The following is a 13,637-nucleotide window of genomic DNA, read 5'->3' as shown; positions in this document are numbered from 1 at the left end:
CGCTGATCAGCTCCCGAGCCCATCAAATAGCGCCGTCGAGAGATAGCGCTCGGCAAAGGACGGGATAATCACCACGATGGTCTTGCCGGCATTTTCTTCGCGGCTGCCGACCTTGATGGCGGCTGCGAGCGCAGCACCGGACGAAATGCCGACCGGCACGCCTTCGAGCCTGGCGACCAGACGGGCGGTTTCCATGGCCAATGCGCTATTGATGGTGACGACCTCGTCGTAGATCTTGGTGTCGAGAATGGCGGGCGCAAAGCCGGCGCCGATGCCCTGGATCTTGTGCGGTCCGGGCTGGCCGCCCGAAAGCACGGGCGATTCTTCCGGCTCGACAGCGATGACCTTGATGCCGGGCTTCTTCGACTTCAGCACCTGTCCAGCGCCGGTAATCGTGCCGCCGGTGCCGATGCCGGAAACGAAGATGTCGACGGCGCCATCGGTATCATTCCAGATTTCCTCTGCCGTCGTCTTGCGATGGATTTCCGGGTTGGCCGGGTTTTCGAACTGCTGCGGAATGATGGCGTCAGGCAGAGTCGAGGCCAGTTCCTCGGCCTTGGCGATCGCGCCCTTCATCCCCTTCGGCCCCTCGGTCAGCACCAGCTCGGCGCCAAGCAGCGCCAGCATCTTGCGGCGCTCGACGGACATGGTTTCCGGCATCGTCAGGATCAGCTTGTAGCCCTTGGCGGCGGCGGCAAAAGCAAGCGCGATACCGGTATTGCCGGAGGTCGGCTCGATCAGCGTCGTCTTGCCGGGCGAGATCTTGCCCTGTGCTTCCAGGCTCTCGATCATCGCCACACCGATACGGTCTTTGACCGAGGCGATCGGGTTGAAGAACTCGAGCTTTGCCAGCAGGTTGGCCTTCACGCCCTTTTCCTTGGCAAGCTTGTCGAGGCGCACAATCGGCGTATCGCCGATGGTTTCGGTGATCGACGAGTAGATGCGGCCGCGGCCCGGTTTTTTCGACATGAGTGCTCTCCCTTGAAATGTGTTGCTCAGAGAATAGGGTCAAAGCGGGCGCCAGACCAGACCGCCCTCACGCGCGGGAGTGGCAAGCCAGAGAAAAAATCCTTTGAAAACCGCCGTTTGACGGATGAATTTTTCAGGCCGCGCGGGTGGCGATAAAGGCTGCGGTGCCCGCCAGAATGCCGGCCGCCGTCCGGTTCAAGGCCTGCAATGCGCGCGGCTGCTTCAGCATGCTGCGGGCACGGGTTGCCAGCAGCATATAGGGGATCAGCACCGTCAGCAGAACGATAAAGGTCGCGGCCAGCAGCAGGCCATACTCGCGCAGGCCGATGGTGTGGATATCGATCAGCGTCGGCACCAATGCCACATAGAAGAGCATCGTTTTCGGATTGCCGAGGGTTACGAGCAGGCCCGAAAGAAAAGACATGCCCATGCTGCTCGATTTGCGCGCGGCGATATCCTGCGGCAGAAGCCCCGATGTCCAGAGCTTGTAGGCGATGTAGCAGAGATAGATCACGCCTGCGAACTTGATGACCAGGAAGATCTCGGTGAAGGCCTGCGCCACGAAGGCGAGGCCGAGGATGACCGCCGTCAGATATGTCATGTCACCCAGCACCAGGCCGAGACCCATGAAGAAGGTCTCGCGGAAGTTCGAGCCAAGCGCCCGCGCCACGATCGCCGTGATACCCGGTCCCGGAATGGCTGCTGCAATGAACAGTGCGCCGCTATAGGCAATGAGCGCTGCAATCGTCATTTGTCTCTCCCTGATTGCCGCCTATTTACGTCTGTGCGAAATGGCTTTCAAGCGACTTCGAAAATGACGTCATGGGGGATGAAATGTCCAAGGCCTTGCTGCTGATCGACGTGCAGAATGCCGTGCTGGAAGGCATGGGTGCGAAAGAGCGTGCACCGGCGATCCAGGAAGCCTACGATGCGGTGACCAGGCGGCTCGCAGCCGTGCTCGCAAAAGCGCGATCGGAAGCTGTCCCTGTTATCATCGTCCAGCATGACGAAGCCGAAGGCGATCCGATCGCCAAGGGCAGCAAGGGTTGGGAAATCAGGGCGGAAGTGGTGCCTGCGCCTGGCGAGCTGCTGATCAACAAGCAGGCTTGCGATGCCTTCTTCGAGACGCCACTGGAAGCTGAGCTGCGCAAGCGCGGTATTACCCATCTCGTCATCGGCGGCTGCGTCACGCCCTTTTGCATCGACACATCGGTTCGCCGCGCCGTCTCCCTCGGCTTCGATGTGACGTTAATCACGGACGGTCACATGAGCGGCGATATCGGAGCACTTGGCTTCGAGCAGATCATCGCGCATCACAACATGGTTCTCTGGGGATTCGGTGCCGGCTCTCACGGCGTCGGATTGTCAAAGGCCGCCGAGGTCAGCTTCTGACCACGCGCAGAAAGCGCCCCGGCGTCCAGCCGAGATTCATGCCCGCAGCGGCAAGCAGTATGATCGCCGCTCCTACCACCTGCAGGGGCTGCAGCGCGTGGCCGAAGGCGATGCGATCAACCGCGATTGCGGCAATCGGATAGATGAAGGACAGCGCACCGGTGAGATGCGTCGGCAGCTTCTGGATCGCGCCATAGAGCAGCACATACATCAACCCGGTGTGGACGACACCGATGGTCACCAGCAGCGACCAAGTCCCCGCCGCCGTAGGCATGGCGGAAAAATCGGCGAAGGGCGCCAGCATAATAATGCCGGTCGAAACCTGGATGAGGGCGATCAGATGCGGCGGCGTGCCTTTCAGCCATTTGGCAGCCAGTGCCGCCAGCGCGTAGAAGAAGGCGGCGCCGAGCGCCAGCGCGATCCCCATGCCGTAGCTGCCGCTGATCGCGCCGCTATCCGGCTTGGCCTCGACGATCGTCTCCATGCCCGCGAAGGCGAGCCCGAGCCAGAACAGCTTCGTGCCGGTGATCTTCTCGCCGAGAAAGGCCGCTCCCAGCGCCAGCAGCATGAACGGCTGGGTATTGTAAACAGTGGTGGCGATCGAAATCGACGCATGCGAATAGGAAGCAAAAAGCATCAGCCAGTTCAGCACGATGGCGACGCCGCCGAAAACGGCGATGCCAAAACTCTTCAGCGACAGCAGGCGAGGATTGAGAAGCCCGAGCACCGCGCAGATGACAAGCAGGCTAATGGCCCCGAACAGGCAGCGCCAGAATACGACATTGCCAACCGGCTGCCCTGACATGATAACGAACCAGCCGATGCTGCCCGAAATCAGCATTGCCGCCGTCATTTCCGCGCTTCCCCGCCTGATCTCGCTCTGCATCGCAATTCTCCCTTGATCAAGGCGCAGATTATTGCGCAAACGCTGCCGTCTCTATATCGTGTAAAACAGAATGGAAGCGTCTTGCCTAATAATTTTAGGTGAAAGGAGCTTTGTGGCTAATTCCGACAGAATCGACGAACCGGACCAGAAGCTGCTGGATGCGCTCGCCGTCAATGCACGCCTCTCGCTGAAGGAGCTCGCGCAGGCCGCCGGTATGTCTTCGCCGAGTGCCGCCGAGCGGCTGCGCCGGCTGGAGGAACGCGGCATCGTCAGGGCTTTCACCATCGATATCGATCCGGCGGCACTCGGCTATCCGCTGCAGGCGATCGTCCGCGTCCGCCCGTTGCCGGGGCAGCTGCATATCGTCGAGAAGCTGATCCAGGAAACCCCTGAATTCATCGAATGCGACAAGGTGACGGGCGACGACTGCTTCATCGCCCGCCTCGTCGTGCGCTCAATGGGAGAGCTGGATGGCATCCTCGACAAGATTGCGGAGCGCGCCGAAACCAACACGTCGATGATCAAGTCGTCGCCGGTCAAGCGCCGCCTGCCGCCGGTTTAATCAGAAATCCGCCATCGGCGAGAGCATGGCGGGGCCCTGCAGATCGAGGCCGTCCAGTCCGCGGATCATGAAATGCGTCCCGTATGAAGAAGACGGCAGCGGCGCGCCGTTCCAGCCAAGCTTATCGGGCCTGAACAGGATTTCGGCGCGTGAAGGCTTGATGCCGAGCCCGCCGAGAATGGCAGCGAGGGAAGGGATCGAGGACGCGAGCACATCGAGCAAAATAAAGCGCTCGCCATCGAGCTTCCAGGCAATGACCACATTGAGCTTCTCGATGAATGTCAGCCGCACATCGGGATCGAGCTGCGTATTGATCAGAAACATCGCCGGGCTGCCGGCGACGGCCAATGTGTCGGACACCGGCTCCCGCCGCGCCAGCAGATCCTGGAGCAGGGCGAGATCAGCGGCGAGCCTGGGATCGAGCGTCCTTGCGTCAGCGGCGCCATCCGGTTTCGGCGCATCACTCTCGAAGCTGTGCATCGGCAATGTCCGGAAGCCGTAGGGCTCATAGAGCGCAGGCTTGTCCGTATAGAGCACGATGGCCTCGAAGCCCTGAACCGAGCACCAATCGAGTGCCTTCTTCGTCACATCGCGATACAGCCCGCGACCGCGCCAGGGCGGCCGCACTGCACCGGATTGCAGGCCGGCTGCATTGATCCGGCGGTCATTGACGACGATAGGCATGGCGAAGGCCGAAAGATTGGCGGCCAGCGTCCCGTCTTCGGCAAACCAGCCGAAGGGCATGCTGGATGGATCAGGCCCGCCGAGCTCCATCAATGGGCCGATATCGATGCCGAATGTGTCTTGGAGAAGCGAAACCAGCGCCCGCCAGGCGGCGTGGTCGGCAAAATAGTCCTGCCGGAAGGTCAGACCTGTCGTGTCAGGCGCTGCGCTCATACGCCGGTGGAGCCGAAACCACCGGCGCCGCGTGCGGTTGTGCTCGTCTCGGTGATCTCGGCAACGCGTACCTGGGTCATCGGCGCAATGATCATCTGGGCGATCCGCATGCCGCGGCTGATCTCGAAAGGCTCCTCGCCGAGATTGATCAAAAGCACCTTCACCTCGCCGCGGTAATCGCTGTCGATGGTGCCGGGTGTGTTGAGGCAGGTGATGCCGTTCTTGAAGGCGAGGCCGGAGCGCGGGCGGATCTGCGCCTCGAAACCTTCAGGTATCTCGAAGATGAAACCCGTCGGAACCAGGGCACGCTTGCCCGGGGCGAGCACCAGTGGTGCGCCGTCATCGACAGCGGCGCGCAGGTCCATCCCGGCAGCCCCTGACGTTTCGTAGGAGGGCAGGTCCAGCCCTTCGCCATTGGCGAGGCGGACGAGATTGAGCTTCGGGCGGAGGTCGTTTTGAATGTTCATGCGGGCATTAGTTTGCGTCCGGCCGCCGAAGGTCAATTGCAAAGCCCGGCCTAAATCGCTAGATAGCCCGCAATTCCACAGGATTCACACGATGGCCGAAACACTCGCCGAGGCGGTCTCCCGCCGCCGCACATTCGCTATTATCGCGCACCCGGACGCGGGCAAGACGACGCTGACCGAAAAACTGCTGCTGTTCGGCGGCGCCATTCAGCTCGCCGGTGAAGTCAAGGCGAAGAAGGACCGCATCCAGACGCGTTCCGACTGGATGAAGATCGAGCGCGAGCGCGGCATTTCGGTCGTCACTTCGGTGATGACCTTCGAGTATGCCGACAAGGTCTTCAACATTCTCGATACGCCCGGTCACGAAGACTTCGCCGACGATACCTACCGCACCCTTACGGCGGTGGATGCCGCCATCATGGTCATCGATGCCGCCAAGGGCATTGAGCCACGGACGCTGAAGCTCTTCGAAGTTTGCCGCATGCGCGACATCCCGATCATCACCTTCATCAACAAGATGGACCGTGAAAGCCGCGATGTCTTCGAAATTCTCGATGAGGTCGAGGAAAAGCTGGCACTGGATACCGCCCCGGTCACTTGGCCGATCGGCCGCTCGAAGAGCTTCTGCGGCACTTACCACCTCGCCGCAAACCGGGCGCGCGGATCGGACAAGGAAGATGCGATCGTGGTCAATGGCCCGCAGGCCGTGGCCGATCGCCTTCCGGAAAACGAACGCGCGGCTTTCATCGACGAGGTCGACCTCGCCAAGGAGGCGTGCCGCCCCTTTGATCGCCAGGCATTTCTGGAAGGCCATATGACGCCGGTCTTTTTCGGTTCGGCGCTGCGCAATCTGGGTGTGCGCGATCTGATCAACGCGCTTGCCGATTTTGCGCCGCCGCCGCGTGACCAGGTGGCCGATATCCGTACCGTTCATGCCAACGAAGACAAGATGACCGCCTTCGTCTTCAAGATCCAGGCGAACATGGACCCGAACCACCGCGACCGCATCGCCTTCGCCCGCATCTGCTCCGGCAAGCTGGAACGCGGCATGAAGGCGCGTCTCGCCCGCACCGGCAAACAGCTCGGCCTCACCGCGCCGCAGTTCTTCTTCGCCTCGCAGCGCCAGCTGGCCGATACCGCCTATGCCGGCGATGTCGTCGGTATCCCGAACCACGGCACGCTGCGCATCGGCGATACGCTGACCGAAGGCGAGCCGCTGGTCTTTCAGGGCGTACCGAACTTCTCGCCGGAAATCCTCCGCCGCGTGCGTCTTGAGGACGCGATGAAGGCGAAGAAGCTGAAGGAGGCGCTACAGCAGATGGCCGAAGAAGGCGTCGTCCAGCTGTTCTCGCCCGAGGATGGCTCACCGGCGATCGTCGGCGTCGTCGGCGCCCTGCAGCTCGACGTGTTAAAGGAGCGCCTGCAGCAGGAATATGGCCTGCCTGTTTCCTTCGAAATGTCGCGCTTCTCGGTGTGCCGTTGGGTTTCGTCGGAGAATGCCGCTGATCTCGACAAGTTCCTGACCGTCAAGCGCGGCGATATCGCCCGCGATCTCGACGGCGATCCGGTTTTCCTGGCGCAGGACAGCTTCTCGCTTCGTTACGAAGCCGAGCGTTTCCCGGCAATCAAGATGGATGCCATCAAGGAATATCACGTCGCCAAGGCAGCGTGATCTCGCCGAAATGCTGGGATGACTGCGCAATCATACTAATGTACATTAGATATTCGTAAATCGTTCATCCATGGGGGGCTGGCGAACGTGAGCACGAATATCGAGCTGGAGAATCTGCCTGCTAGTGGCGGCTGGCGTTTCAAATGTGGCATTGCGCTCTTTGCGCTGATGTTGCTGCTGGTCATTGCAATCCCGGTTCTGGCGATGTCCGGAATGCCGCCGGCGCGCGTCGCGGCGCTGACGGGCGCCATCTTCGTCGGCAACAAGATCATCCTTGTCGTGATGATCGCGGTGATGGGCAAAGCCGGCTTCCAGGAATTGAAGCGCACCCTCGGCGGCTATCTGCCATCGCTGAAAGACGAGATCGTCAGTCCGCTGCGCCATGTCATTGGCCTCGTGATGTTCTGCTTGCCGCTCGTTTCCGCGCTGTTCGAACCCTATGTCGATAACATCTGGCCGGATTTTCGCCCGAACCGCTGGGAGTTTCAGCTGCTCGGCGATCTCATGCTGATTGCCAGCATCTTCGTTCTTGGCGGCAATTTCTGGGGCAAGATCCGCGCCCTGTTTGTCCGGACCGCGCGCGCGGTAAACACCGCTGAGGGCGTCCAAACCAGCTGATCATTCTCGCAGAGATTTCGGGAGGGGCGAATGGATCAGCAGGACAACAGAGCTGTGCAGGACGTTGCCGCGCCGGTGAGTGCGCGAAACCCGTTGCGCCGGGTCGCGGTCTGCGTCCTCGTGTTTCTTGTCTTCGCCTTTGCGGTTTCCGTTTTCATGGAACGCCGGACGCCGATAACGTCGCAGGCGACGGTCAACGCCTATGTGGTCGGCATCGCGCCTGAAGTTTCCGGCCGGGTGGTGGATGTCGCGGTTTCCGACAACAGCCCGGTCACCAAGGGTCAGATGCTGTTTCGCATCGATCCGCAACAGTACGAACTGGCGCTGGCGCAAGCAGAGGCGCAGCTCGCCAAGGTCGGCCAGTCGATCGGCGCCTCCATCGCCGCGCTCGATGGCGCCCAGGCGAAAGTCGTCGAAGCGCGCGCCGTACGCGACAACGCGCTGGAACAGGCCAACCGTTCGGAGGCCTTGCTGAAACGCGGGGTGATCGCGCAGACACGGGCGGACCAGGCGCGGACCACGCTCCAGCAGGCGGAGGCTGGAGCAGCTGCGGCCGATGCAGAACTTGCGAGTGCCGAGAAAGAGCTCGGACCGGCCGGCCAGGATAACCCGCAGCTGCAGGACGCTCTGGCTTCGCTGGAGCGGGCCAGACTCGATCTGCTCCGCACCACCGTCCTGGCGCCCGCCGATGGCGTCGTCACCAATCTTCAGCTGTCCGTCGGTGGCTTTGTCAACACCGGACAGAGCGCCATCACCTTCATCGACGCCGGCACGATCTGGATAGCGGCCAACTTCAAGGAGAACAGCCTCGAGAATGTCGCAAGCGGCAACAAGGCGGAAATCCTGTTCGATGCGCTGCCCGGAAAGCTGTTTCCTGCTCATGTCGAAAGCGTCGGTTTCGGTGTCGCTCAGGGCAATGTCGATCCGAATACGGGCCTGCCGAAAGTATCGGATCAGAGCGGCTGGATCCGCACGCCACAGAGCTTCCCCGTGCGGCTCATTCTCGACGGCGAGCGGCCGAAGGGCATCCGCTACGGCGCTCAGGCGAATGTGGTGATTTATACCGGCGACAATCCGGTGACCAACGCGCTGGGCGCATTGTGGATGCGCATCATCTCGGTTCTGACCTATGTTAGCTGACGCCGTATCGGGTCATCGCTGGTGGCATTCGCCTGAGGCTTCGCAAGGTCTTCGCGTGGCATTCGCCGCCACGCTCTCGTTTACTTGGTCCGTTGCCGTTGGAGACGCTATCCCGTTTCTCGGCGCGCTCTTCGCCGTCCAGTTTCTGCTGACGGATCGCACGCCGATGCCATTCGGCAAGGCACTCGGCATGGCGCTGATTGTGACGCTTACAGGGCTCTGCCTGCAGATGTTCCTGGCGGTCACCTCCGATCATCCACCGGTGATCCTCACCTTCCTTGGCGCGATCTATTTCCTTTGCTTTCTCGCGCAGGCAACGGGAAGGGCGGGCGCTCTGCCATTCATGATCCTCGTCGTGGCCGTCATGCTGCCGCTTCTGACATTGCTGCACTACGACCTCGGCAGTTCGATCCTCGCGCTGCTGGTGGGGGGCATCGTCGAGGGTATCGTCTGGGGCTGGGCAGCGCACGCCGCCTTTCCCCACCGCGGACTTACTGGCAGCGGTCAGCCGCCCGCTATTCATCACCAGAGACCGATACCCCGGGCGCTGGCAAGCGGAGCGATATTGCTGGGCGCTGTCGCCATCTGCCTGACAAATGATCGCTTCGCCACAGCGCTGGTCATACCGATTACCGTAGCGTCGATGCTGATGCAGCTGGATGTCCTTGCGGGCGCAAGAGCGGCCTTCGGCCTCATCCTTGTCAACATATTCGGTGGCGCTGCGGCGAGTGTGGTCTTTGGTTTCGTCACACTGCGGCACTCGCTGTTTTTTATGTTCCTCAGCATTCTCGCGGTAAGTCTGATACTCGCTGGCCGTGCGGTGTTGCCGCGGCCTTCCGCCAAGGTGTTTGCAGGTGCATTGACGATATTCCTCGTGGTGCTGGGATCGGGAATATCGCCGCTGCCCGGTACGGCGGCGGAAACATTCGCCACGCGCATCGGCTATATCATTCTCGCAACGCTCTACAGTCTGTTCATGGCCGCATTGCTTTGGCCGGCTGAACGCCGGGTGGCCGCGGCCCTGCCGAAGGCACTGCAATAGGCCGGAAGGGTCACTCTCCGCGCGGATACCTCTGGCTCTCTTCAAGAATGTTGAGGTCCATGTGGTTGCGCATGTAGCGTTCCGATGCCTTCTGCAGCGGCTGATAGTCCCAAGGGTAATAGGCGCCGTTGCGCAGCGCTTCATAGACCACCCAGCGGCGGGCCTGGCTTTCACGCACGGCTGCGTCGAAGGTTTCAAGATTCCAGCGGGCATCGGCTTGCGCCTTCAGAGACGCCAGGACTTCAGCATAGTCAGGGTTCTCAGCGAGATTGTTCAGCTCGTGTGGATCGGCGTCAAGATCGTACAGCATCGCCGGATCCTTGACGCAAAGCGAAAGCTTGAAACGGCCGTCGCGGATGCCGACGAGCGGCGCGATCGACCCTTCCGCGGCATATTCCATCGGCACCGGGCTGCGGCTGCCGGTTCCCGTTGCCAGGGGCGCTAGGTCCTCGCCGTCAGTCCATTTCTTCAGCGACGAGATATCGAGTCCGGCGAGACCGGCGAGCGTCGGCGTCACGTCGAGCGTCGAAACCGGGCGGTCGATCTTGGCCGGGTTCCAGCCGGGCGCCGCGATCATCAGCGGCACGCGGGCGGAGCCGTCGAAGAAGCACATCTTGAACCACAGGCCGCGGTCACCCAGCATGTCGCCATGGTCTGATACGAAGAGGATGATGGTGTTGTCTGCCATCCGGCTGCGATCAAGCACGTCGAGAATTTCGCCGATCTTCTCATCGACATAGGAGATATTGGCGAAGTAGCCCTGCCGTGCGCGGCGGATCTGCTCGGGCGTGATATCGAACGCCTTGTAGTCGCAGGCTTCGAGCAGGCGCTGCGAATGCGGATCTAGCTCTTCGAACGGCAAAGGCGCAACGGCCGGGTCGAGCGCCGGGCAATCCTCGTAAAGATCCCAGAATTTGCGCCGGGCGACATAGGGATCGTGCGGATGCGTGAAGCTGACGGTCAAGCACCAGGGCCGGTCGTCCTGGCGGCGTGACAGGTCGTAAAGCTTGCGGGTCGCGTTGTAGGCAACCTCGTCATCATACTCCATCTGGTTGGTGATCTCGGCGACGCCCGCGCCGGTGACCGAGCCGAGATTGTGGTACCACCAGTCGATGCGCTCGCCGGGCTTGGTATAGTCAGGCGTCCAGCCGAAATCCGCCGGATAGATATCGGTCGTCAGCCGTTCCTCGAAACCGTGAAGCTGGTCGGGGCCGACGAAATGCATCTTGCCGGACAGCGCAGTCTGGTAACCGGCGGCCCGCAGGTGATGGGCATAGGTCGGAATATCGGAGGCGAATTCGGCGGCGTTGTCATAGACGCGCGTCCGGCTCGGCAGCTGGCCGGACATGAAGGAGGCGCGCGCCGGAGCGCAGAGCGGGCTCGCCGTATAAGTATTGGCGAAGCGTACCGAGCGCTCGGCCAGCGCCTTCAGATGCGGCGCATGCAGGAAATCGGCGGGGCCATCCGGAAACAGCGTGCCGTTGAACTGGTCGACCATGAGGATGAGAATATTCGGGCGCGCCATGCTGTCATGTCCTGATGATGTGGAGCAGGGTCAAGCGCGGTCTTCGAAGGCCGTTGCGCTCCGCCTGCTATTCGAGCATTTTATTCAACAACGGCTCACGACCCTTGTGAAGCTGAAATTTTTCGATGCTTGCCAAAAGGATTTTTTATGGCTGAGCGGCCGGTGGATCTCGGATGGCTTCGCATTCTCGCTGAGATCGGCAGGCTCGGCAATCTTTCGGCGGCGGCTCGCGCTCTCGGCCTGACGCAACCGGCCGTCAGCTACCAGATCCGCCGCCTCGAAGAGCAGATGAACGTCAGCCTGCTGCAGCGGCGTCATCGTGGCGTCGAATTGACGGCTGAGGGCCGCAGGCTCTTCGATGTCGCCGCCCGCACCGTCGGAGACGTGGACGTCCTTGCGCGCAGCTTTCGCAGCGAGGCGGAGCGATCGACGGTGCGGCTGCGCACCGACTATGCCTTCTCGTCGCTCTGGCTGATCCCGCGCATGCATGGGTTCCGCCAGCTCTACCCCGGCATGGATATCCAGATCGTCGCTACCCAATTCGTCGAACAGGGCGTGCCGGACGCCAGCGACGCTGCGATCGTCTTCGGAAGCCGGCGCGAACTTGGCGGACATGGCATCTTGCTGCTGCCGGAAAAAGTCGTGCCGGTCTGCTCGCCGGGTTTTGCCGAGCGGCACGGTCCGCTCGGGACGCCGGAGCGCCTCTCTGCTGCGCGCCTTTTGCATCTGGATGCCCGCGGGACGCCGCCCTGGTTCGACTGGACGAGTTATCTTGACGAGTTCGCCTTCAGCCGCAATGCCGCTGCCGCGCCCGGCGAGATCAGCTTCAACACCTATTCGCTGGTGGTGCAGGCCGCTGTCGGCGAACAGGGTGTTGCGATCGGCTGGATGGGGCTGGTCGATTCACTGCTGGCATCGGGCATGCTGGTCGCGGCCGGCCCGATGGTCGAGGCCGCGGACCGCGGCTACTGGCTGGTGCCGCCGAAAGAGATGACGGAGGAGACCGGAAGGCTTATTGCGTGGCTGCAATCCGAAGTCGCGACCGCGTGAAGCCTAAGGCGCCAGATCCGTCAGGAAATCCCTGCACCATCGCGACACGTCGAATTCGAGGAGCTGATCCATCATCACTTTCCAGCGTTCCTGCCGCTCCTCCAGCGGCATGCTGAGCGCGCGCGCCAGCGCGTTGGCTGTGCCCTCGATGTCATAGGGATTGACCAGCAGGGCGCCTTTCAGCTGGCGAGCAGCGCCGGCAAAGCGGGAAAGCACCAGAACACCCGGATCCTCCGGATCCTGCGCCGCCACATATTCCTTGGCGACGAGATTCATGCCGTCGCGTAGCGGCGTCACCAGACCGGCTTTGCCGAGCCGGTACAGGCCAGCGAGAATGGGGCGTCCGACCGAACGGTTGATATAGCGGATCGGCACCCAGTCGACGGAGCCGAGAGCGCCGTTCACCCGCCCGGCCTGCTCGGCAACCGTCCGCTGCATCGCCTCGTATTCGGGCACCTCGGAGCGCGATTTCGGCGTGATCTGAAGATAGGTCACCCGGCCCTGCTGGGCCGGGTTTGTCAGGATGAAATGCTCGAAAGCGTCGATGCGCTGCGTCAGTCCCTTGGAATAGTCGAGGCGATCGACGCCGATAATCAGGCTGCGGCCCTCGATGCTCTCGCGTGCTTTCCTGACCATGCTGTGGGTTGCCGATTTGCGGGCGAATTCGGCAAAGGCAGCCGTCTCGATGCCGATCGAATAGGCGCCTCCCTTGAAGGTCCGGCCATGCGAACTGAAGCGGCCGTCGCCCAGCTCGTCGCCAATGCCCTCGCGGCGCAGGCAGCCCGCAAAATTCTCGAGGTCATGGTCGGTCTGGAAGCCGACGAGATCGTAATGCGATAGCCCGCGCATGATCTCTTCGTGGACCGGCATGGTGAACAGCACATCCGCCGGCGGCCAGGGGATGTGCAGGAAGAAGCCGATCTTGTTTTTCAACCCCATCTGCCGCAGCTCGGCTGCCAGCGGAATCAGGTGATAGTCATGCACCCAGATGACGTCATCGGGCTTGATCAGCGGCGCAAGCCGGTGGGCGAAGAAGCGGTTGACGCGAAAATAGCCCGCCATCTCCTTGCGGCCGTACTCCGCGAGGTCCAGCCGGTAGTGACAGATCGGCCAGAGCACGCGGTTGGCGAAGCCGTGGTAATACTCCTCGACATCGGTATCGGTGAGATCGGTCAGCGCGTAGGTGATATTACCCTGCTGGATTTCCTTCAGCTTTTCCGGCTCCTGCGCGCCGCTGGAATTTCCCGACCAGCCCATCCAGATGCCGCCGCGCTCTTCGAGCGCTGCCTTGAGCGCAACCGCCAGCCCACCGGCGGGCGCAATGCCGCCCTTCTCGGGAACGGGGACGCGATTGGATACGACGACGAGACGGCTCATGAAGGGGTCCTTTTCTCAGGAAATGTCTTAGATGCTGAAA

General features: G+C 61.8%; 14 protein-coding genes. 7 read left to right on the top strand and 7 right to left on the bottom strand.

Annotated features, from left to right (window positions below):
- Positions 1 to 6: 6 nt before the first annotated feature.
- Together cysK and AC1DIJ_RS10740 are read right to left on the bottom strand one after the other, a co-directional pair.
- Positions 7 to 969, bottom strand: coding sequence for a cysteine synthase A (gene cysK / locus AC1DIJ_RS10745; protein ID WP_112385193.1), 963 nt, complete (start codon positions 967 to 969; stop codon positions 7 to 9).
- Positions 970 to 1,102: 133 nt separating this feature from the next.
- Complete coding sequence (locus tag AC1DIJ_RS10740; RefSeq protein WP_112385194.1) at positions 1,103 to 1,720, bottom strand: LysE family translocator; 618 nt, start codon at positions 1,718 to 1,720, stop codon at positions 1,103 to 1,105.
- A gap of 83 nt (positions 1,721 to 1,803) precedes the next feature.
- Here AC1DIJ_RS10740 and AC1DIJ_RS10735 point away from each other — a divergent pair, with 83 nt between their 5' ends.
- Complete coding sequence (locus AC1DIJ_RS10735) at positions 1,804 to 2,361, top strand: cysteine hydrolase family protein (protein WP_112385385.1); 558 nt, start codon at positions 1,804 to 1,806, stop codon at positions 2,359 to 2,361.
- Here AC1DIJ_RS10735 and AC1DIJ_RS10730 read toward each other — a convergent pair.
- Positions 2,351 to 3,247 (bottom strand): DMT family transporter, encoded by an 897-nt coding sequence (locus AC1DIJ_RS10730; RefSeq protein WP_112385195.1) that lies wholly within the window; start codon positions 3,245 to 3,247, stop codon positions 2,351 to 2,353. The genes AC1DIJ_RS10735 and AC1DIJ_RS10730 overlap by 11 nt on opposite strands.
- Before the next feature lie 112 nt (positions 3,248 to 3,359).
- On the opposite strand from AC1DIJ_RS10730, the gene AC1DIJ_RS10725 reads away from it, so the two are divergent.
- Positions 3,360 to 3,809 (top strand): Lrp/AsnC family transcriptional regulator, encoded by a 450-nt coding sequence (locus AC1DIJ_RS10725; RefSeq protein WP_477831394.1) that lies wholly within the window; start codon positions 3,360 to 3,362, stop codon positions 3,807 to 3,809.
- On the opposite strand, the gene AC1DIJ_RS10720 is transcribed toward AC1DIJ_RS10725, so the two are convergent.
- Complete coding sequence (locus tag AC1DIJ_RS10720; protein WP_112385197.1) at positions 3,810 to 4,706, bottom strand: GNAT family N-acetyltransferase; 897 nt, start codon at positions 4,704 to 4,706, stop codon at positions 3,810 to 3,812.
- Positions 4,703 to 5,173: a dUTP diphosphatase gene (dut, locus tag AC1DIJ_RS10715; protein ID WP_112385198.1), complete on the bottom strand. Its 471-nt coding sequence runs from the start codon at positions 5,171 to 5,173 to the stop codon at positions 4,703 to 4,705. The genes AC1DIJ_RS10720 and dut overlap by 4 nt, the downstream gene beginning before the upstream one ends.
- Positions 5,174 to 5,264: 91 nt before the next feature.
- On the opposite strand from dut, the gene AC1DIJ_RS10710 reads away from it, so the two are divergent.
- The 4 genes from AC1DIJ_RS10710 to AC1DIJ_RS10695 all read left to right on the top strand — a co-directional run bounded on the left by AC1DIJ_RS10710 (position 5,265) and on the right by AC1DIJ_RS10695 (position 9,645).
- Complete coding sequence (locus AC1DIJ_RS10710; RefSeq protein WP_112385199.1) at positions 5,265 to 6,845, top strand: peptide chain release factor 3; 1,581 nt, start codon at positions 5,265 to 5,267, stop codon at positions 6,843 to 6,845.
- An 87-nt stretch (positions 6,846 to 6,932) separates the two neighbouring features.
- Entirely contained in the window at positions 6,933 to 7,463 is a 531-nt protein-coding gene (locus AC1DIJ_RS10705) for a transporter suffix domain-containing protein (protein ID WP_112385200.1), read from the top strand.
- Positions 7,464 to 7,493: 30 nt separating this feature from the next.
- Positions 7,494 to 8,603, top strand: coding sequence for an HlyD family secretion protein (locus AC1DIJ_RS10700; protein ID WP_112385201.1), 1,110 nt, complete (start codon positions 7,494 to 7,496; stop codon positions 8,601 to 8,603).
- Between the two features lie 55 nt (positions 8,604 to 8,658).
- Positions 8,659 to 9,645 carry a DUF2955 domain-containing protein gene (locus AC1DIJ_RS10695; RefSeq protein WP_477831393.1) on the top strand — a complete coding sequence of 329 codons (987 nt, stop codon included), beginning with the start codon at positions 8,659 to 8,661 and terminating at the stop codon, positions 9,643 to 9,645.
- 10 nt (positions 9,646 to 9,655) lie between these two features.
- Here AC1DIJ_RS10695 and betC read toward each other — a convergent pair whose 3' ends face one another.
- Positions 9,656 to 11,170: a choline-sulfatase gene (gene betC / locus AC1DIJ_RS10690; protein ID WP_112385203.1), complete on the bottom strand. Its 1,515-nt coding sequence runs from the start codon at positions 11,168 to 11,170 to the stop codon at positions 9,656 to 9,658.
- A 147-nt stretch (positions 11,171 to 11,317) separates the two neighbouring features.
- On the opposite strand from betC, the gene AC1DIJ_RS10685 reads away from it, so the two are divergent.
- The gene (locus tag AC1DIJ_RS10685; RefSeq protein WP_112385204.1) at positions 11,318 to 12,220 is read left to right on the top strand and encodes a choline sulfate utilization transcriptional regulator; all 903 of its coding nucleotides are present in this window, start codon (positions 11,318 to 11,320) and stop codon (positions 12,218 to 12,220) included.
- Between the two features lie 3 nt (positions 12,221 to 12,223).
- On the opposite strand, the gene otsA is transcribed toward AC1DIJ_RS10685, so the two are convergent.
- Entirely contained in the window at positions 12,224 to 13,597 is a 1,374-nt protein-coding gene (gene otsA / locus AC1DIJ_RS10680) for an alpha,alpha-trehalose-phosphate synthase (UDP-forming) (protein ID WP_112385205.1), read from the bottom strand.
- Positions 13,598 to 13,637 lie beyond the last annotated feature (40 nt).

This window comes from Rhizobium sp. 10N427 (assembly GCF_056394605.1).
The sequence above is the reverse complement of the archived record's forward strand: the minus strand, read 5'-3'. Positions and strand labels throughout refer to the sequence as shown.